The organism is Enterobacter sp. MGH 16, from assembly GCF_000493175.1.
Classification (GTDB): Bacteria; Pseudomonadota; Gammaproteobacteria; order Enterobacterales; family Enterobacteriaceae; genus Enterobacter; species Enterobacter roggenkampii.
In genome coordinates, this window is sequence record NZ_KI535695.1 from 2036018 (window position 1) to 2062783 (window position 26766).

At 57.1% G+C, this 26766-nt stretch carries 26 protein-coding genes; 12 read left to right on the top strand and 14 right to left on the bottom strand.

The annotated features are described in order from the left end of the window. Positions 1–13: 13 nt before the first annotated feature. Entirely contained in the window at positions 14–664 is a 651-nt protein-coding gene (locus L362_RS13165; protein ID WP_023344421.1) for a carbon-nitrogen hydrolase family protein, read from the top strand. A 24-nt stretch (positions 665–688) separates the two neighbouring features. Next, the gene (gene exoX / locus L362_RS13160) at positions 689–1351 is read left to right on the top strand and encodes an exodeoxyribonuclease X (RefSeq protein WP_008500463.1); all 663 of its coding nucleotides are present in this window, start codon (positions 689–691) and stop codon (positions 1349–1351) included. Here the strand turns inward: exoX and ptrB are convergent. Then, positions 1348–3408 carry an oligopeptidase B gene (gene ptrB, locus L362_RS13155; protein ID WP_023293953.1) on the bottom strand — a complete coding sequence of 687 codons (2061 nt, stop codon included), beginning with the start codon at positions 3406–3408 and terminating at the stop codon, positions 1348–1350. The two genes, exoX and ptrB, sit on opposite strands and share 4 nt — an antisense overlap. 85 nt (positions 3409–3493) lie before the next feature. Then, complete coding sequence (locus L362_RS13150) at positions 3494–4144, bottom strand: tellurite resistance TerB family protein (RefSeq protein WP_021240435.1); 651 nt, start codon at positions 4142–4144, stop codon at positions 3494–3496. A gap of 171 nt (positions 4145–4315) precedes the next feature. Between L362_RS13150 and purT the strand changes: the two genes are divergently transcribed. After that, complete coding sequence (gene purT, locus L362_RS13145) at positions 4316–5494, top strand: formate-dependent phosphoribosylglycinamide formyltransferase (protein WP_023344423.1); 1179 nt, start codon at positions 4316–4318, stop codon at positions 5492–5494. 41 nt (positions 5495–5535) lie between these two features. Here purT and kdgA read toward each other — a convergent pair whose 3' ends face one another. The 3 genes from kdgA to zwf form a co-directional block, all read right to left on the bottom strand. After that, positions 5536–6177 (bottom strand): bifunctional 4-hydroxy-2-oxoglutarate aldolase/2-dehydro-3-deoxy-phosphogluconate aldolase, encoded by a 642-nt coding sequence (gene kdgA / locus L362_RS13140; protein ID WP_008500459.1) that lies wholly within the window; start codon positions 6175–6177, stop codon positions 5536–5538. A gap of 39 nt (positions 6178–6216) precedes the next feature. After that, complete coding sequence (edd, locus tag L362_RS13135; RefSeq protein ID WP_023325516.1) at positions 6217–8028, bottom strand: phosphogluconate dehydratase; 1812 nt, start codon at positions 8026–8028, stop codon at positions 6217–6219. 233 nt (positions 8029–8261) lie between these two features. Continuing rightward, positions 8262–9737 carry a glucose-6-phosphate dehydrogenase gene (gene zwf / locus L362_RS13130; RefSeq protein WP_008500457.1) on the bottom strand — a complete coding sequence of 492 codons (1476 nt, stop codon included), beginning with the start codon at positions 9735–9737 and terminating at the stop codon, positions 8262–8264. 356 nt (positions 9738–10093) lie between these two features. On the opposite strand from zwf, the gene L362_RS13125 reads away from it, so the two are divergent. Both L362_RS13125 and pyk read left to right on the top strand, forming a co-directional pair. After that, the gene (locus L362_RS13125; protein ID WP_008500456.1) at positions 10094–10963 is read left to right on the top strand and encodes a MurR/RpiR family transcriptional regulator; all 870 of its coding nucleotides are present in this window, start codon (positions 10094–10096) and stop codon (positions 10961–10963) included. A gap of 137 nt (positions 10964–11100) precedes the next feature. Continuing rightward, on the top strand, positions 11101–12543 hold the full coding sequence (gene pyk, locus L362_RS13120; protein ID WP_008500455.1) for a pyruvate kinase: 1443 nt from the start codon (positions 11101–11103) through the stop codon (positions 12541–12543). Between the two features lie 45 nt (positions 12544–12588). On the opposite strand, the gene lpxM is transcribed toward pyk, so the two are convergent. From lpxM to znuA, 3 genes are all read right to left on the bottom strand, one after another. Next, a complete protein-coding gene (gene lpxM / locus L362_RS13115; RefSeq protein WP_008500454.1) occupies positions 12589–13560 on the bottom strand; it encodes a lauroyl-Kdo(2)-lipid IV(A) myristoyltransferase in 972 nt (323 codons plus the stop codon). 120 nt (positions 13561–13680) lie between these two features. After that, positions 13681–15000 carry a murein DD-endopeptidase MepM gene (gene mepM, locus L362_RS13110; RefSeq protein ID WP_008500453.1) on the bottom strand — a complete coding sequence of 440 codons (1320 nt, stop codon included), beginning with the start codon at positions 14998–15000 and terminating at the stop codon, positions 13681–13683. Positions 15001–15015: 15 nt separating this feature from the next. Beyond that, entirely contained in the window at positions 15016–15960 is a 945-nt protein-coding gene (gene znuA, locus L362_RS13105; RefSeq protein WP_032638012.1) for a zinc ABC transporter substrate-binding protein ZnuA, read from the bottom strand. 77 nt (positions 15961–16037) lie between these two features. Here znuA and znuC point away from each other — a divergent pair, with 77 nt between their 5' ends. After that, on the top strand, positions 16038–16793 hold the full coding sequence (gene znuC / locus L362_RS13100; protein ID WP_023344425.1) for a zinc ABC transporter ATP-binding protein ZnuC: 756 nt from the start codon (positions 16038–16040) through the stop codon (positions 16791–16793). Next, positions 16790–17575 (top strand): zinc ABC transporter permease subunit ZnuB, encoded by a 786-nt coding sequence (znuB, locus tag L362_RS13095; protein ID WP_021240439.1) that lies wholly within the window; start codon positions 16790–16792, stop codon positions 17573–17575. The genes znuC and znuB overlap by 4 nt, the downstream gene beginning before the upstream one ends. A gap of 52 nt (positions 17576–17627) precedes the next feature. Here znuB and ruvB read toward each other — a convergent pair whose 3' ends face one another. The 6 genes from ruvB to aspS all read right to left on the bottom strand — a co-directional run bounded on the left by ruvB (position 17628) and on the right by aspS (position 22883). Continuing rightward, on the bottom strand, positions 17628–18638 hold the full coding sequence (gene ruvB / locus L362_RS13090; protein WP_008500449.1) for a Holliday junction branch migration DNA helicase RuvB: 1011 nt from the start codon (positions 18636–18638) through the stop codon (positions 17628–17630). Between the two features lie 8 nt (positions 18639–18646). Further along, positions 18647–19261, bottom strand: coding sequence for a Holliday junction branch migration protein RuvA (gene ruvA / locus L362_RS13085; protein ID WP_008500448.1), 615 nt, complete (start codon positions 19259–19261; stop codon positions 18647–18649). A gap of 80 nt (positions 19262–19341) precedes the next feature. Further along, entirely contained in the window at positions 19342–19863 is a 522-nt protein-coding gene (gene ruvC / locus L362_RS13080; protein WP_014832404.1) for a crossover junction endodeoxyribonuclease RuvC, read from the bottom strand. Between the two features lie 34 nt (positions 19864–19897). After that, positions 19898–20638, bottom strand: coding sequence for a YebC/PmpR family DNA-binding transcriptional regulator (locus L362_RS13075; RefSeq protein WP_023344426.1), 741 nt, complete (start codon positions 20636–20638; stop codon positions 19898–19900). A gap of 27 nt (positions 20639–20665) precedes the next feature. Beyond that, positions 20666–21109: a dihydroneopterin triphosphate diphosphatase gene (nudB, locus tag L362_RS13070; RefSeq protein ID WP_008500446.1), complete on the bottom strand. Its 444-nt coding sequence runs from the start codon at positions 21107–21109 to the stop codon at positions 20666–20668. 1 nt (position 21110) lies between these two features. Continuing rightward, on the bottom strand, positions 21111–22883 hold the full coding sequence (gene aspS / locus L362_RS13065) for an aspartate--tRNA ligase (RefSeq protein ID WP_008500445.1): 1773 nt from the start codon (positions 22881–22883) through the stop codon (positions 21111–21113). Positions 22884–23146: 263 nt separating this feature from the next. On the opposite strand from aspS, the gene L362_RS13060 reads away from it, so the two are divergent. Genes L362_RS13060 through cmoB form a run of 5 tightly spaced genes read left to right on the top strand, consistent with a single transcriptional unit; the run spans position 23147 to position 26727 of the window. Then, positions 23147–23713 carry a hydrolase gene (locus L362_RS13060; protein ID WP_023325521.1) on the top strand — a complete coding sequence of 189 codons (567 nt, stop codon included), beginning with the start codon at positions 23147–23149 and terminating at the stop codon, positions 23711–23713. Next, a complete protein-coding gene (locus L362_RS13055; RefSeq protein WP_023344427.1) occupies positions 23710–24528 on the top strand; it encodes a DUF72 domain-containing protein in 819 nt (272 codons plus the stop codon). Before L362_RS13060 ends, L362_RS13055 begins: the two co-directional genes overlap by 4 nt. A gap of 51 nt (positions 24529–24579) precedes the next feature. After that, positions 24580–24975 carry an MAPEG family protein gene (locus tag L362_RS13050; RefSeq protein WP_021240443.1) on the top strand — a complete coding sequence of 132 codons (396 nt, stop codon included), beginning with the start codon at positions 24580–24582 and terminating at the stop codon, positions 24973–24975. A gap of 40 nt (positions 24976–25015) precedes the next feature. Continuing rightward, positions 25016–25759, top strand: coding sequence for a carboxy-S-adenosyl-L-methionine synthase CmoA (cmoA, locus tag L362_RS13045; protein ID WP_023344428.1), 744 nt, complete (start codon positions 25016–25018; stop codon positions 25757–25759). Continuing rightward, the gene (gene cmoB / locus L362_RS13040; protein ID WP_023344429.1) at positions 25756–26727 is read left to right on the top strand and encodes a tRNA 5-methoxyuridine(34)/uridine 5-oxyacetic acid(34) synthase CmoB; all 972 of its coding nucleotides are present in this window, start codon (positions 25756–25758) and stop codon (positions 26725–26727) included. Before cmoA ends, cmoB begins: the two co-directional genes overlap by 4 nt. The last annotated feature ends 39 nt before the right edge of the window (positions 26728–26766 follow it).

Below are 26766 nucleotides of genomic sequence, written 5' to 3' on the forward strand. Positions count from 1 at the left end.
TAAGGAAGTCACGATGTCACATTGGAATATAGCGGCGGCCCAGTATAGCGGGCAGCATCAGAGTGTCGATGACCATATCACGCACCACCTGCGCTTCATCGCCGAAGCAGCACGGCAGGGGTGCGATCTGCTGGTGTTTCCTGAACTGTCATTAACAGGCTCGGGAACGACGACGTTACCTCTCCCACCCGGCGACGCCCAGCTTGAACCGCTGCTCGACGTGGCGCATCGTTACCGAATAACCGTAATTGCCGGGCTCCCCGTGGAGCGGGATGGTCAGCGCCAGAAAGGTCTCGCGCTCTTCACCCCCGCTCGTCAACGCATCCTTCGCTACCCGCAAGGTGGCGGAGCCAGCCTGGTGCCGGGAGAGAAACAGCTCAGCATTATTGATGCGCATGCCGATTCCCCCAATCTCGATCCCAGAGCGTCGCTGTTTACCAGCTGTCAGTCAGTGGAGGATAACCGCTGGCGGCAGTCCATCAGTACCCTGCAGCGCTTCGCGCATAAATATGCCATAGCGGTGCTGATGGCGAACGCCTGCGGCGGTAGCGCGCTGTGGGATGAAAAAGGCCAGCTGATCGTTCGCGCGGATAAGGGCGAGCTGCTGTTGACCGGCACGCTCGGCGGAGAGGGTTGGCAAGGCGATATCATTCCTTTAGGCTAGGCGTTTTAAGCTCAGGAGTGTTCAATGCTGCGCGTCATCGATACCGAAACTTGCGATCTTCAGGGCGGAATTGTGGAAGTGGCCTCTGTCGACGTGGTTGATGGTAAAATCGTCAACCCAATGAGCCATCTGGTGCGTCCTGACCGCCCCATCAGCCCTCAGGCGATGGCTATCCATCGCATTACCGAATCGATGGTGGCGGACAAGCCGTGGATCGAAGAGATCATTCCCCACTATTACGGTAGCCCCTGGTACGTCGCGCATAACGCCAGTTTTGACCGCCGGGTGCTCCCTGAAATGCCGGGGGAATGGATTTGTACTATGAAGCTGGCGCGTCGCCTCTGGCCGGGCATTAAATACAGCAACATGGCGCTGTACAAGTCCCGCAAGCTCAGCGTCCGCACGCCTGAGGGGCTTCATCATCACCGCGCCCTGTACGACTGCTATATCACCGCCGCGCTACTCATCGATATTATGAACACCTCGGGCTGGACGCCGGACGATATGGCAACGATTACCGGACGCCCCGCACTGCTGACCACGTTTACCTTTGGTAAATACCGGGGCAGAGCGGTGTCGGATATTGCGGATAAAGACCCGGGCTATTTGCGCTGGCTGTATAACAACCTTGACAAAATGAGCCCGGAACTGCGCCTGACGCTGAAGCACTATCTGGGCGAAGCTTAACGCTCTGCACGGCCTGGCAGCGTCTCCTGCGCCAGGCCAATCAGGAAGGCATACTCCAGCGCCACCCCTTCATACGATTTAAATCGTCCCGATTTCCCGCCGTGTCCGGAATCCATGTCGGTACACAGCAGCAGCAGGTTGTCGTCGGTTTTCAGCTCCCGCAGTTTCGCCACCCATTTTGCCGGCTCCCAGTACTGCACCTGAGAGTCATGCAGACCGGTGGTGACCAGCATGTGGGGATAGGCTTTCGCCTCGACGTTATCGTAAGGGCTGTACGTTTTCATATAGCGGTAGTAAATCTCATCCTGCGGATTCCCCCACTCTTCAAACTCCCCGGTCGTCAGCGGAATGGATTCATCGAGCATGGTCGTCACCACATCGACAAACGGCACCTGCGCGACAATCCCCTTAAAGCGTTCGGGACGCTGGTTGATAACCGCTCCCATCAGCATGCCGCCCGCGCTGCCGCCCATGCCAAAGCAGAGTTTCGGATCGCCATAGCCCTGATCAATCAGCGCATCGCAGACGTCGAGGTAGTCATTGAAGGTGTTTTTCTTTTTCAGGAATTTCCCGTCCTCATACCAGTGCTGCCCCAGCTCACCGCCGCCGCGAATATGGGCGATGGCGAAAACAAAGCCGCGGTCGAGCAGGCTTAAACGGCTGCTGCTGAAATCAGCATCCATGCTGGAGCCGTAGGAGCCGTAGCCGTACACCAGGATCGGGTTTTTGCCTTTCTGGAAATGGGCTTTGTGATAGACGAGCGAGACGGGGACCTCGACGCCATCCCGGGCGGTGACCCACAGGTGCTCGCTGCGGTAGTTTTCGGACTCAAACCCTTTAACCTCGGTCTGCTTTATCACCTGACGCTGCCCGGTATCCATGTCCAGCTCAAACAGGGTGTCCGGTGTGGTCATGGAAGAATAGCCGTAGCGCAGCCGCGAGGATTCAGGTTCCGGGTTGAAACCAATCCACGTCACATAGGCCGGGTCGTCGAACGCGATCCCCACCACTTCCCGCGTTTTGCGGTTGATTTGCCGGATGCTGGTCAGCCCGCGCTGGCGCTCCTCCACCACCAGCCAGTCGGTGAACAGGGTAAACCCTTCCAGCATCACCTGATCCCGCGCGGGGATAAGCACCTCCCACTTGCGCTCATCGCGCACTTTGGTTTTATAGAGGCCAAAGTTTTTACCCTCGCGATTCGAGCGCAGATAAAAGCTGTGCTGGAAGTGATCCAGGCTGTACTCATGATCCTTTCGGCGCGGCAGAAAACAGAGCGGCTGGGCGTCCGGCAGTTCGGCATCCAGCAGCAGGACTTCCGACGTCGTGGCGCTGGCCAGGAAGATAATGACATAATGGCGCGAAGAGGTTTTATGCAGGCTGACATAAAACGTTTCGTCTTTCTCTTCATAGACCAGCTCGTCGTCTGCGGAGTCCGTTCCGATGGTATGCCGCCATACCTGATAGGGCAGCAGCGTAGAGGCGTGCTTTTTGACGTAGTACACCGTCTCGGAATCATTCGCCCAGACAAAATCCGGGGAGACGTTTTCCAGCATTTCCGGATACCAGTTGCCGGTGTCCAGATTGCGAAAACGCAGGCCGTACTGGCGACGGGAGAGATAATCCTCCGCCAGCGCCATCACCGCGTTATCCGGCGAAATGGACATGCCGCCCAGAGTATAAAACTCGCTGTGGGCCGCGCGTTGGTTGGCATCCAGCAGAATATCCCACGCATCCCATTCGGCGCTCAGGACCGACTGACGCTGGTAGATGGGATACTCGTTGCCGGGCTCATAAATATGGCGATAGCGATAGCCATTTTTGGTCCAGGGCGCGGAGATATCGCGCTGGGGAATACGCTGCACCATTTCATTCAGCAGCTGGTCCTGAAGCGTCTGCTGGCTGGACATGACCTTGCGGCCATAGTCGTTTTCCTCGTGCAGGTAGTCGAGCACCTCTGGCCGGGAGCGCGAATCGTCCCGTAGCCAGTAATAGTTGTCTATACGCGTATCGCCATGCGTGGTGATCGCATAAGGTATACGTCGGGCTTTCGGTGGCATGTCGTCATTCTTTTTCGTTTTACACCCTATAAGGTTGGCAAAACCCACGCATGATGCAAGCGAAACAGGGTCGCAACGGCGAGAACTATCCCTGTAACGCCTGTTTTTGTTCCCGAATATCCCGCTCAATGCCCTCACGCACGTCCTGCGGGATCTTCAGCGCGTCGCCAAGCGCATTCAGGTAGCTCCGCTCCATAAAGTGATCGATATCGATGGCGGCACAGCTGAGGAAATAGAGTTCAAGCGCCTCTTCCTCATTTTTCACGCTTTGCGCCAGACGCTGCGGATCAAGGGGCTGTTCGATGGCCTGCGCCACCAGCGCTCTGCCCTTCTCTTCGACGCCGGCTTCGCGCAGCTGCTGTTCGATCGCCAGCCGTTCCTTATCGTCGATATGTCCGTCACTTTTCGCGGCAAAAACCAGCGCAAGAATGAGCCTTTCGGTACGCAGATCCAGCGGCGAGGTGTGCTCGCCGTAGTGCGGTTCATCACTGTGCGCGGTCCGGACCCTGTCCTTGTATTTATTCCACAGGACGGTGCCCGCAATGGCGCCCCCACCGGCCAGCAGCGCGCCTGTCCCATACTTTGCCAGCAGCTTGCGCGAGGATTTATTCGCGACCAGCAGGCCTGCCAGCCCGCCGAGCGCCCCGGGCACCAGCAGTTTGCTGAGATCCCGCTCGCCGGAAGACGACGTTTTCTGCCCTAACAGTGATTGCAATTGATTTAGCCAGCCAGACATGGTTTCCCTCACTTAACGGTGAACATGTTCCACAGCGTAAGCGAGCAGGCGTCAGGAAATGTCTGGGCGGGCTAAAGAAGCGCAAATTTCTTCTCCCCTCACCTGGCCGTGCACAAGACAGACGCAAACGTTTTCGTTTATACTGCCCGCAACTTTTTCAGGGGGATTGTTATGATTCGTTTAGGAACCGCGCTGCGACCTGCGGCGACGCGAGTGATGCTGTTGGGATCGGGCGAGCTGGGAAAAGAGGTCGCCATTGAGTGCCAGCGTTTAGGCGTGGAAGTCATTGCCGTAGACCGCTACGCCGATGCACCCGCCATGCACGTCGCCCATCGTTCTTATGTGATTAACATGCTGGACGGCGATGCCCTTCGTGAGCTGATTTCACGCGAGAAGCCTGATTTCGTTGTACCGGAAATTGAAGCCATCGCCACCGACACGCTGATTGCGCTTGAGCAGGAAGGCCAGCGCGTGGTGCCCTGCGCGAAAGCCGCAAAGCTGACCATGAACCGCGAAGGCATTCGTCGTCTGGCGGCAGAAGAGCTCGGGTTGCCCACGTCGAGCTATCGTTTTGCTGGCGATAAGGCCGCATTCCTGCAGGCCGTTGAGGAGATTGGGTACCCGAGCATCGTTAAGCCGGTGATGAGCTCCTCCGGTAAAGGACAGAGCTTTATCCGCGACAGCAGCACGCTGGACAAGGCGTGGGAGTACGCCCAACAGGGTGGCCGCGCAGGCGCCGGTCGCGTGATCGTTGAAGGGGTGGTGAAGTTTGATTTCGAGATCACCCTGCTGACCGTCAGCGCCGTTGACGGCGTCCATTTCTGCGACCCGATTGGCCACCGCCAGGAAGATGGCGATTACCGCGAATCCTGGCAGCCGCAGCAGATGAGCGCCCTGGCGCTTGAGCGTGCGCAGGCGATCGCCCGTAAAACCGTCCTGGCGCTGGGCGGCTATGGCCTGTTTGGCGTGGAGCTGTTTGTGTGCGGCGATGAGGTGACCTTCAGCGAAGTCTCCCCTCGCCCGCATGACACCGGCATGGTCACGCTGATTTCGCAGGATCTCTCCGAGTTCGCCCTGCACGTGCGCGCCTTCCTCGGCCTGCCCGTCGGCGGTATCCGTCAGTACGGCCCGGCAGCCTCGGCGGTGATCCTGCCGCAGTTAACCAGCCAGAACGTTACGTTTGATAACGTCGACGCGGCGGTGGGTGCCGGGTTGCAGGTCCGTTTGTTCGGTAAGCCGGAGATCGACGGTACCCGTCGTCTTGGCGTGGCGTTAGCCACCGGAGATAACGTTGACGACGCCGTGGCGAGAGCGAAAGCGGCCGCAGCAAGCGTTAAGGTAACGGGATAAAAAAACGGGCCGAAAGGCCCGTTTTTCATGCGGCGAATGACTTACTGCTTCGCGCCTTCTACCGCTTCGCGAGCCAGTTTGGTGATGCGATCCCAGTCGCCCGCTTCCAGCGCATCCGCCGGAACCAGCCATGAGCCACCGATGCACAGCACGCTTTTCAGCGCCAGGTAGTCACGGTAGTTGGCAGGAGAGATACCGCCCGTCGGGCAGAAGCGTACCTGAGAGAATGGACCGGCAATGGCCTGCAGCGCTTTGGTGCCCCCGTTCGCTTCCGCCGGGAAGAATTTAAACTCTTTCAGACCGTAGTCCATGCCCAGCATCAGTTCAGAAACGGTGCTGATGCCCGGGATCAGCGGAATGGTACCTTCGGTGGCGGCTTTCAGCAGCGACTCGGTCAGGCCCGGGCTGATGGCAAACTGTGCGCCCGCTTCGGTTACTTCAGCCAGCTGTTTTGCGTTCGTTACGGTACCCGCACCGATAATGGCGTCCGGCACTTCTTTAGCAATCGCGCGAATGGCATCCATCGCGCAGGCGGTACGCAGGGTCACTTCCAGAACGCGAACGCCGCCCGCAACCAGCGCTTTCGCCATCGGTACAGCGTGCTCCAGCTTGTTTACCACGATAACCGGCACGACAGGGCCAGTGGTCAGGATTGCTTCTGCACTTGTTTTCCAGTTTTTCATCAGAGTCTTCTCTCGCCAGATCGTTAAAATCAAGTCGTCTTAAAACGTAATACAGGTTGCGCCCTGCTCAGCACCGGAGAGGTTCTCACGCAGTGCGCCAAACATTTCGCGTCCTGTTCCCACGCGCGACGCGCTCAGGTCAGGAATATGGGGCTGACGTGCCGCCAGCTCGGCGTCATCCACCAGCAGGGTTAACTCGCCTGTCTGACCGTTAACGCGGATCATGTCACCGTCACGCACTTTCGCCAGCAGGCCGCCGTCGTACGCTTCCGGCGTCACGTGGATAGCTGATGGCACTTTACCTGAGGCGCCAGAGAGGCGTCCATCGGTCACCAGTGCAATTTTGAAACGGCGGTCCAATAATACACCAAGTGGTGGCATAAGTTTATGTAATTCTGGCATCCCGTTGGCTTTAGGCCCCTGATGACGCACCACTACCACGCAGTCTTTGTCGAGCAGACCGGCGTCAAAGGCAGGTAATACGTCGTGCTGGCTTTCAAATACCACCGCTGGCGCTTCGATAATCTGGTTCTCTTCCGGTACGGCAGAGGTCTTCATTACCGCGCGACCGAGGTTACCGCTCAGCACCTTTGTGCCACCGTGAGGTGAGAACGGTTTGTCGATGGTGGCGATAACCTGCGCATCAAGAGATGCGGTCGCCCCTTCGCGCCAGTCCAGCTCGCCGTTGTTCAGCCATGGCTCCTGGGTGTAGCGCTGCAGGCCAAAGCCCGCTACGGTGTTAACATCTTCATGCAGCAGACCGCCCTTCAGCAGCTCGCGCATGAGCAGCGGTACGCCGCCTGCGGCCTGGAAGTGGTTGATGTCCGCCGGACCGTTTGGATACAGGCGCGCCATCAACGGCACCACGGAAGAGATCTCGGAGAAGTCATCCCAGTTAATCAGAATGCCCGCCGCACGCGCCATGGCCACCAGGTGCATGGTGTGGTTGGTCGAACCGCCGGTGGCCAGCAGCGCAACAATCCCGTTGACGATAACTTTTTCGTCGACCATTTTGCCCATCGGCATCCATTCGTTGCCGTTTCCGGTCAGACGCGTGACCTGACGGGCCGCGGCCTCGGTCAGCGCCTTGCGCAGCGGTGCATCCGGCTGGATAAAGGACGAGCCCGGAAGCTGCATCCCCATAAACTCCACCACCATCTGGTTCGTGTTCGCGGTACCGTAGAACGTACAGGTGCCCGGCGCGTGGTAGGATGCAGCTTCCGCTTCCAGCAGCGCCTGACGATCTGCTTTTCCTTCCGCGTACAGCTGGCGAATGCGCACTTTTTCTTTGTTCGGCAGGCCGCTTGCCATTGGGCCCGACGGCACGAAGATCGCAGGCAGATGACCAAACGACAGCGCGGCCATCACCAGGCCCGGAACAATCTTGTCGCACACGCCGAGATAGAGCGCGCCATCAAACATGTTGTGTGACAGGCCCACCGCCGCGGACATGGCAATGACTTCACGGCTCAGCAGGGAGAGTTCCATACCGTCCTGACCCTGCGTCACGCCGTCGCACATGGCGGGTACCCCACCCGCCACCTGGCCGACCGCATTCACGCTGTGCAGCGCTTTACGGATGATATCCGGGTAGACCTCATAGGGCTGGTGCGCGGAAAGCATATCGTTATAAGCGGTAATGATGGCGATATTGTTACGCAACATGCTTTTCAGCGACGCTTTATCGTCAGGCTGGCAGGCGGCGAAGCCGTGCGCCAGGTTACCGCAGGCCAGCTGGGAACGGTGAACGGTGTTGCTCTTCGCCTGTTCAATCCGGGCGAGGTAGGCCGAACGGGTCTCTTTCGAGCGCTCAATAATGCGCTGTGTTACGCGTAACAATGTCGGATTCATAAAAGCTCCTCTCATTTATCTGTCCGGGCTCGGGAGTTTACAAAGTCGCTGGCAGTTGTTAACAACGCTGAAACGCTTGCTGTCCGGAGCTCAGGGGCAAAATCACTTCCGGCAGTGTAATAAAAAAAGCTCCGCGGGTGAATCCACGCGGAGCTTAAAAGTTGAAAATTGTGCCACGAGCTGTGTTAGATCATGTTACCGGTAAAATAACACTTTCGGGCTAGCGGATTATCTTACTCAAACTCGTTCCAGGAGCGGCCATCACGGGTGATCATTGCCACCGACGCGACAGGTCCCCATGTGCCCGCCTGATACGGTTTTGGCGCATCCTGATCGGCAGCCCAGGCTTCGGTGATGGAGTCGACCCATTTCCACGCCTCTTCCACCTCATCGCGACGCACGAACAGCGCCTGGATACCGCGCATGGTTTCCAGCAGCAGACGCTCGTACGCATCGGCCAGGTGCGTCTGGTTAAAGGTTTCGGAGTAGCTCAGATCCAGCTTGGTGGTCTGCAGGTTGTGTTTATGATCCAGGCCCGGCACTTTGTTCAGGATCTGGATATCCACGCCCTCGTCCGGCTGCAGACGAATGGTCAGCTTGTTCTGCGGCAGCTCCTGCCAGGACTCTTTGAACAGGTTCAGTTCCGGGTTCTTAAAGTAGACTACCACTTCGGAACATTTCGCAGGCAGACGCTTACCGGTGCGCAGGTAGAACGGAACCCCCGCCCAGCGCCAGTCGTCGATGTCCACGCGGATGGCCACGAACGTCTCGGTGTTGCTGGACTTGTTCGCGCCCTCTTCTTCCAGGTAGCCAGGCACTTTTTTACCTTGCGCAAACCCGGCGGTGTACTGGCCGCGAACGGTCTTCTCGCGCACGTTGGAGCGGTCGATGCGGCGCAGCGACTTCAGCACTTTCACTTTGGCGTCACGGATGCTGTCCGCCGTCAGATCAGACGGAGGAGACATGGCAATCATGCACAAAATCTGCAGCAGGTGGTTCTGGATCATGTCGCGCATCTGACCGGCCTGGTCAAAGTAACCCCAGCGACCTTCAATCCCCACCTCTTCCGCCACGGTGATTTCCACGTGGTCGATAGTGCGGTTGTCCCAGTTATTTACAAACAGGGAGTTAGCAAAACGCAGCGCCAGCAGGTTCAGCACCGTCTCTTTACCGAGATAGTGGTCGATACGGTAGACCTGGCACTCTTCAAAGAACTCGCCCACCTGGTCGTTGATTTCACGAGAGGTTGCCAGGGACGTACCCAGCGGCTTCTCCATCACGACGCGCGCCGGTTTGGCGTTCAGTTTGGCTTCGCCCAGGCCCTTGCAGATGGCGCCGAAGGTGCTTGGCGGCATGGCGAAATAGTTAATGGTGACACGGTTTTTCTGATCCAGCATCGCGCCCAAGCGAGCGAACGCGCTGACGTCATTCACGTCAAGGTTGCAGAAATCGAGACGACCGCTCAGGGTATCCCACAAACTTTCATCAATTTTTTCCTTCATGAAAGTTTCGAGCGCCTCGCGGACGACTTTGGTATAAGCGTCCTTGTCCCAGTCGGCGCGCCCAACACCCAGGATACGGGTATCCGGATGAATTTGGCCCGCTTTCTCCAGTTGATACAGGGAAGGCAGCAATTTTCGGCGTGCAAGATCGCCTTTCGCGCCGAAAATGACCAGGTCACATGCCTGGGCTGTTTGCGTTACCGCCATGTCATTCTCCTCAGTTGGATCACCTGGTGCTTCTGCCAGGTATCGTTGTAATTTTATTACAATGCACTGTACTGCTTTTACGTCATTCCCGAAACCATTAGCGCTTATCGTCGCGTGCGATACCGCGATTTTTCACCCTTCGGATGATTTCGACGGCTTAATGACGCAACAACCGTCGTTTCTTTGCGCAACAGGGTCATAGCAAAACCCGACATCGATCAAGTAATGAAAAAAAACAACAACATTATCTCGTCGATTGTTACCCTTAATGGAAGCCACAGGGGTAATATCGGCTAAATCGAATCACGATTTCATCAATTAATGAAATCGTTTACACCCATGAGCGTCCTGTTAACATGAACATGCTGGAAAAAATCCAGTTTCAACTGGAACACCTTAGCAAATCCGAGCGAAAAGTGGCCGAGGTCATTCTCGCCTCTCCCGCTCAGGCGATTCATTCAAGCATCGCCGCTCTGGCACAGGAAGCGGGTGTTAGCGAACCCACGGTCAATCGCTTCTGCCGCAGCCTGGAAACGCGCGGCTTTCCTGATTTTAAACTGCATCTGGCACAAAGTCTGGCTAACGGCACCCCTTATGTTAATCGTAATGTGGATGAAGACGACAGCGTTGATGCCTATACCGCGAAAATTTTTGAGTCGGCCATGGCTTCGCTTGACCACGTCCGTCAGTCTCTGGACATGAGTTCCGTGAATCGCGCAGTGGATTTACTCACCCAGGCCAAGCGAATTGCCTTCTTTGGGCTCGGGTCGTCGGCGGCCGTCGCGCATGACGCCATGAACAAATTTTTCCGCTTTAACGTCCCGGTGATTTATTCCGATGACATTGTCCTGCAACGCATGAGCTGTATGAATTGCAGTGAAGATGACGTCGTGGTACTGATTTCGCATACTGGCCGCACTAAGAGTCAGGTAGAACTGGCGCAGCTGGCCCGTGAAAACGATGCCATGGTGATTGCGCTGACCACGGCGGGCACACCGCTGGCCCGTGAGGCGACGCTGGCGATCACTCTCGACGTGCCGGAAGACACCGACATTTATATGCCAATGGTCTCCCGACTGGCCCAGCTCACCGTGATTGACGTGCTGGCGACCGGTTTTACCTTACGCCGGGGGGCAAAATTCCGGGATAACTTGAAGCGGGTCAAGGAAGCGCTGAAGGAATCGCGTTTTGATAAAGAATTGCTTATAAAGAGCGATGTTCGATAGTTGATAACGAAGACGTCACGAATAATGACGAAGTAACGATTTACGGCATTCGGTCCCCTCTCCACTGCCTTGCAGCAGATGAAGGCCGATTCAATGTTCACGCAACACCAAAGTTGTTTCAGTCAACGGAGTATTACATGTCCAGAAGGCTTCGCAGAACCAAGATCGTAACCACCTTAGGCCCGGCCACCGATCGCGATAATAATCTCGAGAAAATTATCGCCGCTGGCGCCAACGTGGTGCGTATGAACTTCTCTCACGGTACGCCAGAAGACCATAAATTACGTGCCGATAAAGTGCGTGAAATCGCAGCTAAACTGGGCCGTCACGTTGCGATCCTCGGCGATTTGCAGGGTCCTAAAATCCGTGTTTCGACCTTTAAAGAGGGTAAAGTTTTCCTCAATATCGGCGACAAATTCCTGCTGGATGCCAACCTGGGCAAAGGCGAAGGCGATAAAGAGAAAGTCGGTATCGACTATAAAGGCCTCCCGGCTGACGTCGTACCTGGCGATATCCTGCTGCTTGACGACGGTCGCGTGCAGCTGAAAGTGCTGGAAGTTCAGGGCATGAAAGTGTTCACCGAAGTCACCGTCGGCGGCCCACTCTCCAACAATAAAGGCATCAACAAGCTGGGCGGCGGCCTCTCTGCGGAAGCGCTTACTGATAAAGATAAAGCGGATATTGTGACTGCTGCGCTGATCGGTGTTGACTACCTGGCCGTCTCCTTCCCGCGCTGCGGCGAAGATCTGAACTATGCGCGTCGTCTGGCGCGTGATGCAGGCTGCGATGCCAAAATCGTCGCCAAAGTTGAGCGTGCGGAAGCCGTTTGCGATCAGGATGCTATGGACGACGTGATCCTTGCCTCTGACGTGGTGATGGTTGCGCGTGGCGACCTGGGTGTGGAAATCGGCGACCCTGAGCTGGTGGGTATTCAGAAAGCCCTGATTCGTCGCGCACGTCAGCTGAACCGCGCGGTGATTACCGCCACTCAGATGATGGAATCGATGATCACCAACCCGATGCCAACCCGTGCAGAAGTGATGGACGTGGCCAACGCCGTGCTGGACGGTACCGATGCGGTAATGCTCTCTGCGGAAACCGCTGCGGGCCAGTATCCGGCTGAAACCGTGGCCGCCATGGCACGTGTTTGCCTGGGTGCTGAAAAGATCCCAAGCATCAACGTCTCTAAACACCGTCTGGACGTGCAGTTCGACAACGTTGAAGAAGCGATTGCGATGTCTGCAATGTATGCGGCAAACCATCTGAAGGGCGTTACCGCGATCATCACCATGACCGAATCTGGCCGCACCGCGCTAATGACCTCTCGTATCAGCTCGGGTCTGCCGATCTTCGCCATGTCCCGTCACGAACGTACGCTGAACCTGACGGCGCTGTACCGCGGCGTGACGCCGGTACACTTCGACAGCACCAATGACGGCGTGGCCGCGGCGCACGATGCCGTAAACCTGCTGCGCGATAAAGGCTATCTGGTCTCTGGTGATATCGTCATTGTGACCCAGGGCGATGTGATGAGCACCATCGGCTCAACCAACACCACGCGCGTTATGACCGTCGAGTAATAACGTCTCTGTTAAAAAGCCCTCTCCAGATGGAGAGGGCTTTTTTTATTTCGTTGGATAAAGCTCTTTGCGTTTATACGGCTCTTTTTCACCCGGCTTACGCGTTTTAAGCAGCTTCAGGATCCACGTGTACTGCTCGGCATGCGGCCCTACCAGGATCTCCACCTCTTCGTTCATCCGACGGGCAATGGTGTGGTCGTCAGCGGTCAGCAGATCGTCCATCGGCGGACGAACCTCAATGCTCAGGCGATGCGTTTTGCCGTCATAGACCGGGAATAGCGGAATCACGCGGGCACGACACACTTTCATCAGGCGGCCAATCGCAGGGAGCGTCGCTTTATAGGTCGCAAAGAAATCGACAAACTCGCTGTGCTCGGGGCCGTGGTCCTGATCCGGCAGATAGTAGCCCCAGTACCCCTGGCGTACCGACTGAATGAACGGCTTAATGCCATCGTTGCGCGCATGCAGGCGTCCGCCAAAACGACGACGCACCGTATTCCAGACAAAGTCGAAGATTTTATTGCCCTGGTTATGGAACATTGCCGCCATCTTCTGGCCCTGAGAGGCCATCAGCATCGCCGGAATATCAACGCCCCAGCCGTGTGGGACAAGGAAAATGACTTTCTCGTCATTGCGGCGCATCTCCTCAATGATATCCAGCCCTTTCCAGTCAACGCGATCGACAATTTTCTCCGGCCCTTTCAGCGCCAGCTCCGCCATCATCGCCATGGCCTGCGGTGCGGTGGTATACATCTCATCAATGATTGCCTCGCGCTCGGCGTCGCTCTTTTCAGGAAAACAGTAATAGAGATTGATCTGCGCGCGACGGCGGGCACTCTTGCCTAAGCGCCCGGCAAGACGGCCAATTTTACCCAGGACAGGATCGCGGACGGAAGCCGGCAGCAACGCTATCCCCGCAAAGGCGTAGACACCGAGCCAGGCGCCCCAGTTGCGCGGATGGCGGAAGGATTTTTCAAACTCAGGAATGTATTCAATATTGTTTTTTTGGGTTTCCATGCTGGATCCAGGGTCTGATGACGCAAAATTAATTCAGATAGTGTAGCGAGGCAGTCGTCCGCGCACAAAAGAAAAAGCCGGCGTCAGGGTGCGCCGGCTTTTTTAACAAAAACAGAGGGCTTAGTCTAAGCTCAGCTGCGGCAACACCTCTTTCACCTGCGCCAGGTAATCCGTACGATCTTTACCCGTCAGGCCTTCGGTGCGCGGCAGTTTCGCCGTCAGCGGGTTCACGGCCTGCTGGTTGATCCACACTTCGTAGTGCAGGTGCGGGCCGGTAGAGCGACCGGTATTACCGGAGATCGCAATGCGGTCACCCCGCTTCACCTTCTGTCCTGGTTTAACCAGCAGCTTACGCAGGTGCATATAGCGGGTCGTATACGTGCGACCATGTCGTACCGCAACATAATATCCGGCTGCGCCGCTACGTTTGGCCACCACCACTTCGCCATCCCCAACCGCGAGTACCGGTGTGCCCTGCGGCATAGCAAAGTCAACGCCACGGTGCGGTGCGACGCGTCCGGTGACCGGGTTCAGACGACGCGGGTTAAAGTTGGAGGAGACGCGGAACTGTTTCGCCGTCGGGAAGCGCAGGAAGCCTTTCGCAAGTCCCGTACCGGTGCGGTCGTAGAACTTACCGTCTTCGGCACGGATCGCGTAGTAATCTTTGCCCTCGGAGCGCAGACGCACGCCCAGCAGCTGGCTTTGCTCGCGCTTGCCGTCCAGCATTTCGCGGGACATCAGGACGGAAAACTCATCGCCTTTTTTCAGCTTGCGGAAATCCATCTGCCACTGCATGGCTTTGATCACCGAACTGATTTCAGCGCTGGTCAACCCTGCGTCGCGCGCGCTGGAGACAAAGCTTGCGCCCACGGTGCCTTTGAGAACGCTGTTGACCCAGTCGCCCTTCTGCATTTCGCTGGTCATTTTGAAACCGGTTGCCGTGCGATCGTAGGTGCGGGTTTCACGGCGGGACATTTCCCAGGTCAGACGCTGGAGATCACCATCGGCCGTTAACGTCCAGGAGAGCTGTTGCCCAATTTTCAGGTTGCGAAGATCTTTATCTGCCGCCGCCAGCTGGCTGATATTGCCCATGTCGATGCCGTACTGGTTCAGCACGCTGCTCAGCGTGTCCCCGGTAGAAACTACATATTCGTGGATACCCGCTTCGTTCTCGGTTTTATCGTCCAGTTCATCCTGTGGAATGGCTTCATCTTCCTGAGCCGACTGGTCGATAGGCTCACTGGCTTCAGGCAGCAAAGAGCGGATTTCGCTCTTTTCAAGCTCGATGGTTTTGATGATAGGGGCAGAACTCGGGTGGTAAACATAGGGCCGCCAGACGGCGACCGCTAAGGTGAGTACTGTAAGCGACCCCAGCATGACGCGGTGGGGTCGAGGCAGATTGTTAAATGCCAGGGCGACAGAGCGGGCTATCTGTTGCACGTATTCACTTCCTCGTTAATCTCCTTTCAGGCAGCTCGCATACTGGTTCGCCAGTTGGCTGAGGAACTGCGAATAGCTCGCTTTGCTCAACTGGATATTCGTTCCTAGCGGGTCAAGGGTCCCCATGCGCACGGATGTCCCCCTGGCCACGGCTTCTACGACCGCTGGCCTGAACTGTGGCTCAGCAAAAACGCATGTCGCTTTTTGCTCAACCAGCTGTGTTCTGATTTCATGTAAACGCTGCGCACCAGGTTGAATTTCAGGGTTGACGGTAAAGTGCCCCAGCGGGGTCAAACCGTAGTGTTTTTCGTAATAGCCGTAGGCGTCATGAAAAACGAAATACCCTTTTCCTTTCAACGGTGCGAGCTCATTACCTACCTGCTTATCGGTTGCGGCTAATTGTGCCTCAAAATCTTTCAGGTTGGCGTCTAGTTTGGCTCGACTTTGCGGCATAAGTTCCACTAATTTGTCATGGATTGCAACCGCTGAAAGCCGCGCTATCTCTGGGGATAACCAAAGATGCATGTTGTACTCGCCGTGATGGTGATCTCCATCACCTTTTTCAGCGTCGGCAGTATGATGGTCATGTTCATCGCCGTCGTCATCCGTCCCTTTCATGAGTAACGGTTTCACGCCTGGGAGGGCGGCAATCGCGACCTGTTTTTCGCCCGCCACCTGTTTTGCTGACTTCTGCATAAACGCTTCCATTTCCGGACCAATCCAGACAACTAAGTCCGCGTTTTGTAAGCGTTTTACGTCTGAAGGGCGCAGGGAGTAGTCATGCTCGGATGCACCATCCGGGAGCAGAACCTGAGTTTCTGTTACCCCGTCAGCAATGGCTGACGCGATAAACCCGAGTGGTTTAAGTGAAGCGACAACCGCAGCGTTAACATCTTGTGCGGTTGTGCCCCAAAGGGCAGCGGATAATGCTGCGAAAAGAAGCGTATTTTTATGTAACATAATGCGACTAATCATCGTAGTGAATGCGTGGAATGTGATATTATAACATTCGTTGACTTCTTCAAGCTTAAAATGACATGACGACATTGGTTTCTCTTGAAAATATTTCGGTCTCATTTGGCCAGCGCCGCGTCCTCTCTGACGTGTCGCTCGATCTGAAGCCCGGCAAAATTCTGACGCTGCTCGGCCCCAATGGCGCAGGCAAATCCACCCTGGTTCGCGTGGTGCTGGGTCTGGTCGCACCCGATGAAGGCGTGATCAAGCGTGAGGAAAAATTGCGTATCGGCTATGTGCCGCAAAAACTGCACCTCGACGCCACGCTGCCGCTGACGGTGAGCCGTTTCCTGCGCCTGCGCCCCGGCACGCGTAAAGCCGATATTCTCCCGGCGCTGAAGCGCGTGCAGGCGGGCCATCTTGTCGATGCGCCGCTGCAAAAACTGTCCGGTGGAGAAACGCAGCGCGTTTTACTTGCCCGCGCGTTGCTCAGCAGCCCGCAGCTGCTGGTACTGGATGAGCCGACGCAGGGGGTCGACGTCAACGGCCAGGTCGCGCTATACGACCTCATTGACCAGCTGCGCCGGGAACTGAACTGCGCGGTGCTGATGGTATCCCACGACCTGCATCTGGTGATGGCAAAGACTGACGAAGTGCTGTGTCTTAACCACCATATCTGCTGCTCCGGCACGCCTGAAGTGGTCTCCATGCACCCGGAATTTATCTCCATGTTCGGCCCTCGCGGCGCTGAACAGCTCGGCATCTATCGCCATCATCATAATCATCGCCATGATTTGCAGGGACGAATCGTTCTGCGTCGGGGAAATGGACACTCATGATTGAACTGTTACTGCCCGGCTGGCTGGCCGGGATTATGCTTGCCTGCGCCGCGGGCCCGCTCGGCTCGTTTGTGGTGTGGCGCAGAATGTCTTACTTCGGCGATACCCTGGCGCACGCGTCCCTGCTGGGCGTGGCTTTTGGCCTGCTGCTGAACGTCAACCCGTTCTACGCGGTGATTGTTGTCACGCTGCTGCTGGCGGCCGGTCTGGTCTGGCTGGAAAAACGCCCTCACCTCGCCATTGATACGCTGCTTGGCATCATGGCGCACAGCGCCCTGTCGCTGGGTCTGGTGGTGGTCAGCCTGATGTCCAATATCCGCGTGGATCTGATGGCCTACCTCTTCGGTGACCTGCTGGCCGTCACGCCTGACGATCTCATCGCTATCGCCATTGGCGTTGTGGTGGTGCTCGGGATTCTGCTCTGGCAGTGGCGTAACCTGCTGGCGATGACCGTCAGCCCCGATCTGGCGTTCGTCGATGGCGTGAAGCTGCAGCGCGTTAAGCTGCTGCTGATGCTGGTAACGGCGTTAACCATTGGCGTGGCGATGAAGTTTGTCGGCGCGCTGATTATTACGTCGCTGCTGATCATCCCTGCGGCTACGGCGCGTCGTTTTGCCCGTACGCCGGAGCAGATGGCCGGTGTCGCCGTAATTATCGGGATGATTGCGGTAACGGGTGGGCTAACCTTCTCGGCGTTCTATGACACGCCTGCGGGGCCGTCCGTGGTGCTGAGTGCGGCGGTGCTGTTTATCTTCAGTATGATGAAGAAGACCGCGCAGTAGCGGGTATGTCCCCGGTGGCGCTTCGCTTACCGGGGCTATAAATTATCGCTGCTTACGGCATTGCCGGTGGCGTAATGCCGAAATGATTCCACGCCCGCACCGTGGCCATACGCCCACGCGGGGTACGCTGCAGGAAGCCCTGCTGGATCAGATACGGTTCAAGCACGTCCTCAATGGTTTCACGCTCTTCCCCGATTGCCGCCGCCAGGTTATCCAGCCCGACCGGGCCACCAAAGAACTTGTCCAGCACCGCCAGCAGCAGCTTGCGGTCCATGTAGTCAAAACCTTCGGCATCGACGTTCAGCATATCCAGCGCCTGCGCGGCGATCTCAGCGGAGATCGAACCGTTGTGCTTCACCTCAGCAAAGTCACGCACGCGGCGCAGCAGGCGGTTGGCAATACGCGGCGTACCGCGGGAACGCTTCGCCACTTCAAACGCCCCCTCTTCGCTCATCTCCAGCCCCATATAGCGGGCGCTGCGGCCAACGATGTGCTGAAGGTCGGCCACCTGGTAAAACTCCAGACGCTGCACGATACCGAAGCGGTCGCGCAGTGGAGAGGTCAACGACCCGGCTCGCGTTGTTGCGCCAATCAGGGTAAACGGCGGCAGATCGATTTTGATGGAGCGTGCCGCCGGACCTTCACCAATCATGATATCCAGCTGATAATCTTCCATCGCCGGATAGAGCACCTCTTCCACCACCGGTGACAGGCGGTGGATCTCATCGATAAACAGCACGTCATGCGGTTCGAGGTTGGTCAGCATGGCCGCCAAATCGCCCGCCTTCTCCAGCACCGGGCCTGAGGTGGTGCGCAGGTTAACGCCCATTTCATTAGCGACGATATTCGCCAGCGTGGTTTTGCCTAAACCCGGCGGGCCAAAAATCAGCAGGTGATCGAGCGCATCGCCGCGCAGCTTTGCCGCCTGGATAAAAATCTCCATCTGGGAACGAACCTGCGGCTGGCCAATGTACTCATCAAGCAGTTTTGGGCGAATCGCGCGATCCACCACATCCTCTGCCTGAACAGTGCCTGCCGAAACCAGGCGGTCTGCTTCAATCATCCTTTACCTCACAATGCAGCGCGCAGCGCTTCACGAATCAGGGTTTCACTGCTGGCGTCCGGTTTGGCAATTTTACTTACCATGCGGCTGGCCTCCTGAGGTTTATAGCCCAGCGCCACCAGCGCGGCAACCGCTTCCTGCTCCGCGTCATCATCCGCCGCAGGCGCACCTGGCGAGGTCAGTACCAGATCGGCCGCCGGCGTGAAGAGATCGCCATGCAGGCCTTTGAATCGGTCTTTCATCTCGACAATCAGGCGTTCTGCCGTTTTCTTACCGATGCCAGGAAGCTTAATCAGCGCCGCAGGATCTTCACGCTCAACGGCATTCACAAACTGTGGTGCAGACATGCCGGATAAGATCGCCAGCGCCAGCTTCGGCCCGACGCCGTTGGTTTTAATCAGCTCGCGGAACAGGGTGCGTTCCTGTTTGTTGTTGAAGCCGTACAGCAGCTGAGCATCTTCACGCACCACAAACTGGGTAAAGACAATCGCCTCTTTGCCCGCGTCCGGCAGCTCGTAGAAGCAGGTCATCGGCATATGGACTTCATAGCCCACGCCACCCACTTCCAGCAGCACTAACGGGGGTTGTTTTTCAATGATGATGCCTCTGAGTCTGCCTATCACGTGACGCTCCTGCGTTCTGGAAGAAATTAACTGCCGACATAATAAAAAAAGGCTGGATAAACATCCAGCCTGATTTGTCATTATCGTAACCTGCCTCGCGCCAGATTGAGCCGCGATTCGCTCATTTGCATCGCGTTCTGGCTGACGTGACAGTGGGTAATCGCAATCGCCAGCGCATCGGCGGCGTCGGCCTGCGGGTTAGCAGGGAGCTTGAGCAGGGTCCGCACCATGTGCTGCACCTGACTTTTCTCCGCGCTACCGATGCCCACCACCGTCTGCTTAACCTGCCTTGCCGCGTATTCGAATACCGGCAAATCCTGGTTCACCGCAGCGACAATGGCCACCCCGCGCGCCTGACCGAGCTTTAGCGCCGAATCGGCATTTTTCGCCATAAAGACCTGCTCGATGGCGAAATAGTCCGGCTGAAACTGGGTGATGATCTCCGTTACGCCTGCATAGATAAGCTTCAGGCGTGACGGCAGATCGTCCACTTTGGTGCGAATACAGCCACTGCCCAGGTAGGTTAACTGGCGTCCCACCTGACGGATAACGCCATAACCGGTGACGCGTGAGCCTGGGTCAATCCCGAGAATAATCGACATCACGCGTCTCCTGTAACGGGTTTACACGCTCTCATCAGAGAGTCGCTGCAACCTCATCAGAGATTTCACCGTTGTGATACACTTCCTGCACGTCGTCGCAGTCTTCGAGCATGTCGATCAGACGCAGCAGTTTTGGTGCCGTTTCTGCATCCATATCCGCTTTGGTGGACGGGATCATGGAGACTTCAGCGTTGTCCGCCTTCAGGCCCGCCGCTTCCAGCGCATCGCGCACGGCACCCATCTCTTCCCAGGCGGTATAAACGTCGATAGCGCCGTCGTCGAAGGTCACTACGTCTTCCGCACCGGCTTCCAGCGCCGCTTCCATGATCGCATCTTCGTCGCCTTTCTCGAAGGAGATGACGCCTTTTTTGCTGAACAGGTAAGCAACAGAACCGTCAGTGCCCAGGTTGCCACCGGTTTTGGTGAACGCGTGGCGCACTTCCGCAACGGTACGGTTACGGTTGTCGGACAGGCATTCAACCATCACCGCCGTACCGCCAGGACCGTAACCTTCATAAATGATGGTTTCCATGTTCGCGTCTTCATCACCGCCCACGCCACGTGCGATTGCACGGTTCAGGGTGTCACGCGTCATGTTGTTAGACAGCGCTTTATCCACCGCCGCGCGCAGACGTGGGTTAGAGGCCGTATCGCCGCCGCCCAGACGCGCTGCGGTTACCAGCTCGCGAATGATTTTGGTAAAGATCTTACCGCGCTTGGCATCCTGTGCCGCTTTGCGGTGTTTGGTGTTGGCCCACTTACTATGACCTGCCATAAAAATATCCTCAAAGAGCGCGCCTTTTCAGGCAGCGTTAATTACAAATTCTTCAATCGCCTGCCGGTTGCTCCACGACTTGGTCAGTGCGGCGGCATCCGCCGCATTCACCCAGCGGTAGGTCAGGTGTTCGGTAAACACGATCTCCCGTTCATGGGGGAGCGCGAGACAGAACCACGATTCCGTATTGCGCTCGGTACCCGGCGCGTAGCGATGACGTAAATGGCTAAAAATTTCGAACTCCACCGTGCGCTGACAGTCCTTCAGGGTCAGTTGCTCGCGGGCAACGTCAATGGCGACCTCTTCCTTTACTTCACGCGCGGCGGCCTGCGGCGCGGTTTCCCCCTCTTCCAGACTGCCGGTAACCGACTGCCAGAATTCAGGGTCATCGCGCCGCTGCAACATCAGCACCCGCTTCGTGTCTTCTGCATAAATGACCACCAGGACCGAAACGGGGAGCTTATATGTCATATCAGTTTTTCTCTTCCTTCTTCACCACCTCAATGCCCAGCTCAGCCAGTGCGGCCGGGTTGGCAAAGCTTGGCGCTTCGGTCATCAGACACGCTGCAGCAGTGGTTTTCGGGAAAGCGATAACATCACGGATGTTATCGGTGCCGGTCAGCAGCATGGTCAGACGGTCAAGACCGAAGGCCAGACCCGCGTGCGGAGGCGTACCGTATTTCAGCGCGTCCAGCAGGAAGCCGAATTTCTCGCGCTGCTCCTGCTCGTTGATGCCCAGGATGCCGAACACGGTCTGCTGCATTTCACCGCTGTGAATACGCACGGAACCACCGCCCACTTCGTAGCCGTTGATGACCATATCGTAGGCGTTGGCGACGGCCTCTTCCGGTGCCGCTTTCAGCTCTGCTGCCGTCATGTCTTTCGGCGAGGTGAACGGGTGGTGCATCGCGGTCAGGCCGCCTTCACCGTCGTCTTCAAACATTGGGAAGTCGATAACCCACAGCGGCGCCCATTTGCTCTCGTCGGTCAGATTCAGGTCTTTACCGAGCTTCAGACGCAGCGCGCCCATCGCATCCGCAACGACTTTCTTGTTATCTGCACCGAAGAAGATCATGTCGCCGTCCTGCGCGCCGGTGCGCTCCAGGATCGCTTCCACGATGTCCGCGTTCAGGAATTTCGCCACCGGGCTGGTGATACCTTCCAGACCTTTCGCACGCTCGGTCACTTTAATATAGGCCAGACCTTTCGCGCCGTAGATCTTGATGAAGTTGCCGTAGTCGTCGATCTGCTTACGGCTCAGAGCCGCTCCGCCCGGCACACGCAGCGCGGCTACGCGGCCTTTGGCGTCGTTAGCCGGACCCGCGAAGACCGCGAACTCCACGTTTTTAACCAGATCAGCTACGTCCACCAGTTCCATCGGGTTACGCAGGTCTGGTTTGTCAGAGCCGTAGCGACGCTCGGCTTCCGCGAAGGTCATGATTGGGAAATCGCCCAGCTCAACGCCTTTCACGTCATTCCACAGGCTACGTACCAGGGCTTCCATCACTTCACGCACCTGCTCGGCGGTCATGAAGGAGGTTTCCACATCGATCTGGGTAAATTCAGGCTGGCGGTCAGCACGCAGGTCTTCGTCGCGGAAGCATTTCACGATCTGATAGTAGCGATCGAAGCCGGACATCATCAGCAGCTGTTTGAACAGCTGTGGAGACTGTGGCAGCGCGTAGAATTTGCCTTTATGGACGCGGGATGGCACCAGGTAATCGCGCGCGCCTTCCGGCGTGGCTTTGGTCAGCATCGGGGTTTCGATATCGAGGAAACCGTGGTCATCCATAAAGCGACGCACCAGGCTGGTGATTTTCGCACGGGTTTTCAGGCGCTGGGCCATCTCCGGACGACGCAGATCCAGGTAGCGGTATTTCAGACGCGCTTCTTCAGTGTTGACGTGGTTGGAGTCCAGCGGCAGCGCTTCAGCACGGTTGATGATCGTCAGATCGGACGCCAGCACTTCAATGGCACCCGTCGCCATGTCGGCGTTAACGTTTTTCTCGTCACGCGCACGCACGGTGCCGGTGACCTGAATGCAGAACTCATTACGCAGCTCAGAGGCCAGCTTCAACGCATCTGCGCGATCCGGATCGAAGAACACCTGAACGATACCTTCGCGGTCGCGCATATCGATGAAGATAAGGCTACCAAGATCACGACGACGATTGACCCAACCACACAGGGTGACCTGCTGTCCGACGTGGGACTGACGCAGCTGCCCGCAATATTCTGTACGCATGAGATATCCCTTAATTAGCCGCAGGCTAAATGTCGCCTGGTATGCAGGCTACTATGTCGCAGCTTTCTGTATGTCACAACTGGATGAAAAAAGGCGGCTATTATACTGGAAATTCCGCCGGACGATAAGAGCGAACCACGGCCAGGCGGTCGTTTGCTGCACTCTTATTGCGCATTCTCACAAAAATTAACAAAATTATGCGACCAATAACAGGCCATCGCGTCGTATGGTGTGTGGAAGTGATTCATTTAACGGGAGTAACGATGTTAACCCTTGATGCCAGCAAAACCGCGCTTGTGGTGATTGATTTACAGGAAGGCATTTTGCCCTTCGCCGGTGGCCCGCATACCGCGGACGATGTGGTCAGCCGCGCCGCCCGCCTGGCGGAAAAATGCCGTGCCAGCGGTGCCCCGGTTGTCATGGTGCGCGTCGGCTGGTCTGCGGATTACGCAGAAGCGTTAAAACAGCCCGTTGATGCGCAAACTCCCGCCCGCGCCCTGCCGGAAAACTGGTGGACGTACCCGGTCTCGCTCGGCAAACGCGACGGCGACATCGAAGTGACCAAACGTCAGTGGGGCGCCTTCTACGGGACCGATCTCGAGCTGCAGCTCCGCCGTCGCGGCATTGACACGATCATCCTGTGCGGCATTTCCACGAACATCGGCGTGGAGTCGACTGCCCGCAACGCGTGGGAGCTGGGCTTTAATCTGGTGATTGCCGAAGATGCGTGTAGCGCGGCCTCGGCGGAACAGCACCAGGGCAGCATGACGCACATCTTCCCGCGCATCGGTCGCGTGCGCAGCACGGACGAGATCCTTAGCGCGTTATGATGTATGTGGGCCTGCCCCAGTGGTCGCACCCGAAATGGGTGCGCCTTGGCATCACCAGCCTTGAGGAGTATGCCCGACACTTCAACTGCGTCGAGGGTAACACCACCCTGTATGCACTCCCCAAAGCGGAGATTGTTGCGCGCTGGCGGGAGCAAACAACCGACGACTTTCGCTTCTGCTTTAAGTTTCCAGCCACCATTTCCCACCAGGCCGCCTTGCGCAACTGCGGGGATTTGACCGAAGAGTTTTTCACCCGCATGTCGCCGCTGGCAAACCGCATCGGCCAGTACTGGCTGCAGCTTCCGGCCACGTTTGCTCCGCGCGACCTGCCTGCGCTCTGGCAGTTCCTGGATGCCCTGCCCCGGGAATTTACCTACGGCGTGGAGGTTCGACACCAGGACTTCTTTGCGAAAGGCGAAGCGGAAAAAGCGCTCAACCGCGGCCTGCTTGAGCGTTCCGTTAACCGGGTGATCCTCGATAGCCGTCCGGTGCACAGCGCGATACCGCATAACGAGGCCATCGTTGAAGCTCAGCGTAAAAAACCGAAAGTGCCGGTCCACGCCATCGTGACCGCGCAAAACCCAATGGTCAGGTTTATCGGCAGCGATAACATGCCGCAAAACCAGGCGATGTTCGCCGTCTGGCTGAAAAAACTGGCCTCGTGGGAACACACCACCACGCCGTATCTCTTTTTGCACACGCCGGATATTGCCCAGGCCCCCGAACTGGTCGATGCTCTGTGGCAGGCCTTGCAGGCTGCGGTGCCATCCGTGGGCAGCGCCCCTTCCATCCCACAACAATCTTCTCTTTTCTGATATCACCCCCTATCATAGGGAAGTGCCATCTGCCAAAAACAGGGAGTTTGTATGGTCAGCGCGCTGTACGCGGTGTTAGGTGCATTACTGCTGATTAAGTTTTCATTTGACGTTGTGCGCCTCAGAACGCTTTACCGCGTTTCTTACGGTGACGGCGGCTTTTCCGAGCTGCAAAGCGCTATCCGCATTCATGGCAATGCGGTCGAATACATCCCCGCGGCCCTCATCCTGCTGCTGTTTATGGAGATGAATGGCGCAGAAACCTGGATGGTGCACATCTGTGGCCTGCTGCTTATCGCTGGCCGCCTGATGCATTATTACGGCTTTCACCACCGCTTAATCCGCTGGCGTCGTTCCGGCATGAGTGCAACCTGGTGTTCGCTTTTGCTGATGGTGCTGGCTAACCTGTGGTATATGCCGTGGGAGTTGGTTTTCTCCCTCCATTAGCGCACAATACGCCACTTTATTTTTCCCGGATTTTTACGTTATGTCAGATCGCGACACGCTTTTTTCCGCGCCTATCGCCAGCCTGGGCGACTGGACCTTCGATGAACGGGTAGCCGAAGTCTTCCCGGATATGATCCAGCGCTCTGTTCCCGGTTATTCCAATATTATCTCTATGATCGGCATGCTGGCTGAGCGCTTCGTTCAACCCGGCACGCAGGTCTATGACCTGGGCTGCTCGCTCGGCGCGGCAACGCTGTCGGTACGTCGTAACGTTCATCACGAAGGCTGCCGAATCATTGCCGTGGATAACTCTCCGGCCATGGTGGAACGCTGCCGTCGCCATATTGACGCCTACAAGGCCCCTGTTCCGGTTGACGTGGTGGAAGGCGATATCCGTGAGATCGAGATCGAAAACGCCTCGATGGTGGTGCTGAATTTCACCCTGCAGTTCCTGGTGCCGGAAGACCGCCAGCTGCTGCTGGACAAAATATATCAGGGGCTGAATCCTGGCGGCGCGCTGGTGCTCTCGGAGAAATTCAGCTTTGAAGATGCCGAGGTTGGCGAGCTGCTGTTCAATATGCACCACGATTTCAAACGGGCGAACGGCTACAGCGAGCTGGAGATCAGCCAGAAGCGCAGCATGCTCGAAAACGTGATGCTGACGGACTCCGTAGAAACCCACAAGGCGCGCCTGCGTCAGGCCGGATTTGAGCATAGCGAACTGTGGTTCCAGTGCTTCAACTTTGGGTCTCTGGTGGCGCTGAAAGCGGGGAAACCCGCATGATCGAGTTCAGCAACTTCTATCAGCTGATTGCCAAAAATCACCTCTCCCACTGGCTGGAGACGCTGCCTGCGCAGATTGCCGCCTGGCAGCGGGATCAGCAGCACGGCCTGTTAAAGCAGTGGGCGAATGCGGTGGAGTTTCTGCCGGAACTGACCCCGCATCGTCTGGATCTCCTGCACAGCGTCACTGCAGAGAGTGAAGAACCGCTTCCGCCAGGGCAGATCAACCGTATCGAAACGCTGATGCGCAACCTGATGCCGTGGCGTAAAGGGCCGTTCTCGCTGTACGGCGTGAACATCAATACCGAATGGCGCTCAGACTGGAAATGGGATCGCGTTCTGCCGCACCTTTCCGACCTGACCGGGCGCACCATTCTGGACGTGGGCTGCGGTAGCGGCTATCACATGTGGCGCATGATTGGCGCGGGCGCGCATCTGGTGGTTGGTATCGACCCGATGCAGCTGTTCCTGTGTCAGTTTGAAGCGGTACGTAAGCTGCTGGGTAACGACCAGCGCGCGCACCTGCTGCCGCTGGGTATTGAGCAGCTGCCCGCACTGAAAGCCTTTGATACCGTGTTCTCCATGGGCGTGTTGTATCACCGCCGTTCCCCACTGGAGCACCTGTGGCAACTGAAAGATCAGCTGGTCAGCGGCGGCGAGCTGGTGCTGGAAACGCTGGTGATCGAAGGCGATGAACATGCCGTTCTGGTACCGGGCGATCGCTACGCGCAGATGCGCAACGTTTACTTCATCCCTTCCGCGCTGGCCCTGAAGAACTGGCTGGAGAAGTGCGGATTTGTGGATGTGCGGATTGCCGATGTCAGCGTGACCTCTATCGACGAGCAGCGCCGTACCGACTGGATGATCACCGAATCGCTGGAGCAGTTCCTCGACCCGGCCGATCACAGCAAAACCATCGAAGGCTATCCGGCCCCGATGCGAGCGGTGTTGATTGCGACGAAGCCGTAGCCTGTTAGCCGGGTGGCGGCTGCGCCTTACCCGGCCTAC

Excerpts from the sequence above, each read along its gene's own strand:
- ruvB (WP_008500449.1), bottom strand. The coding sequence starts at position 18,638 with ATGATTGAAGCAGACCGCCTGGTTTCGGCAGGCACTGTTCAGGCAGAG.
- exoX (WP_008500463.1), top strand. The coding sequence starts at position 689 with ATGCTGCGCGTCATCGATACCGAAACTTGCGATCTTCAGGGCGGAATT.
- L362_RS13055 (WP_023344427.1), top strand. The coding sequence starts at position 23,710 with ATGATGTATGTGGGCCTGCCCCAGTGGTCGCACCCGAAATGGGTGCGC.
- znuB (WP_021240439.1), top strand. The coding sequence starts at position 16,790 with ATGATTGAACTGTTACTGCCCGGCTGGCTGGCCGGGATTATGCTTGCC.
- pyk (WP_008500455.1), top strand. The coding sequence starts at position 11,101 with ATGTCCAGAAGGCTTCGCAGAACCAAGATCGTAACCACCTTAGGCCCG.
- L362_RS13165 (WP_023344421.1), top strand. The coding sequence starts at position 14 with ATGTCACATTGGAATATAGCGGCGGCCCAGTATAGCGGGCAGCATCAG.
- znuA (WP_032638012.1), bottom strand. The coding sequence starts at position 15,960 with ATGTTACATAAAAATACGCTTCTTTTCGCAGCATTATCCGCTGCCCTT.
- nudB (WP_008500446.1), bottom strand. The coding sequence starts at position 21,109 with ATGACATATAAGCTCCCCGTTTCGGTCCTGGTGGTCATTTATGCAGAA.
- cmoB (WP_023344429.1), top strand. The coding sequence starts at position 25,756 with ATGATCGAGTTCAGCAACTTCTATCAGCTGATTGCCAAAAATCACCTC.
- L362_RS13150 (WP_021240435.1), bottom strand. The coding sequence starts at position 4,144 with ATGTCTGGCTGGCTAAATCAATTGCAATCACTGTTAGGGCAGAAAACG.
- edd (WP_023325516.1), bottom strand. The coding sequence starts at position 8,028 with ATGAATCCGACATTGTTACGCGTAACACAGCGCATTATTGAGCGCTCG.
- aspS (WP_008500445.1), bottom strand. The coding sequence starts at position 22,883 with ATGCGTACAGAATATTGCGGGCAGCTGCGTCAGTCCCACGTCGGACAG.
- L362_RS13075 (WP_023344426.1), bottom strand. The coding sequence starts at position 20,638 with ATGGCAGGTCATAGTAAGTGGGCCAACACCAAACACCGCAAAGCGGCA.
- cmoA (WP_023344428.1), top strand. The coding sequence starts at position 25,016 with ATGTCAGATCGCGACACGCTTTTTTCCGCGCCTATCGCCAGCCTGGGC.
- L362_RS13125 (WP_008500456.1), top strand. The coding sequence starts at position 10,094 with ATGAACATGCTGGAAAAAATCCAGTTTCAACTGGAACACCTTAGCAAA.
- kdgA (WP_008500459.1), bottom strand. The coding sequence starts at position 6,177 with ATGAAAAACTGGAAAACAAGTGCAGAAGCAATCCTGACCACTGGCCCT.
- purT (WP_023344423.1), top strand. The coding sequence starts at position 4,316 with ATGATTCGTTTAGGAACCGCGCTGCGACCTGCGGCGACGCGAGTGATG.
- L362_RS13050 (WP_021240443.1), top strand. The coding sequence starts at position 24,580 with ATGGTCAGCGCGCTGTACGCGGTGTTAGGTGCATTACTGCTGATTAAG.
- ptrB (WP_023293953.1), bottom strand. The coding sequence starts at position 3,408 with ATGCCACCGAAAGCCCGACGTATACCTTATGCGATCACCACGCATGGC.
- zwf (WP_008500457.1), bottom strand. The coding sequence starts at position 9,737 with ATGGCGGTAACGCAAACAGCCCAGGCATGTGACCTGGTCATTTTCGGC.
- lpxM (WP_008500454.1), bottom strand. The coding sequence starts at position 13,560 with ATGGAAACCCAAAAAAACAATATTGAATACATTCCTGAGTTTGAAAAA.
- ruvC (WP_014832404.1), bottom strand. The coding sequence starts at position 19,863 with ATGTCGATTATTCTCGGGATTGACCCAGGCTCACGCGTCACCGGTTAT.
- znuC (WP_023344425.1), top strand. The coding sequence starts at position 16,038 with ATGACGACATTGGTTTCTCTTGAAAATATTTCGGTCTCATTTGGCCAG.
- L362_RS13060 (WP_023325521.1), top strand. The coding sequence starts at position 23,147 with ATGTTAACCCTTGATGCCAGCAAAACCGCGCTTGTGGTGATTGATTTA.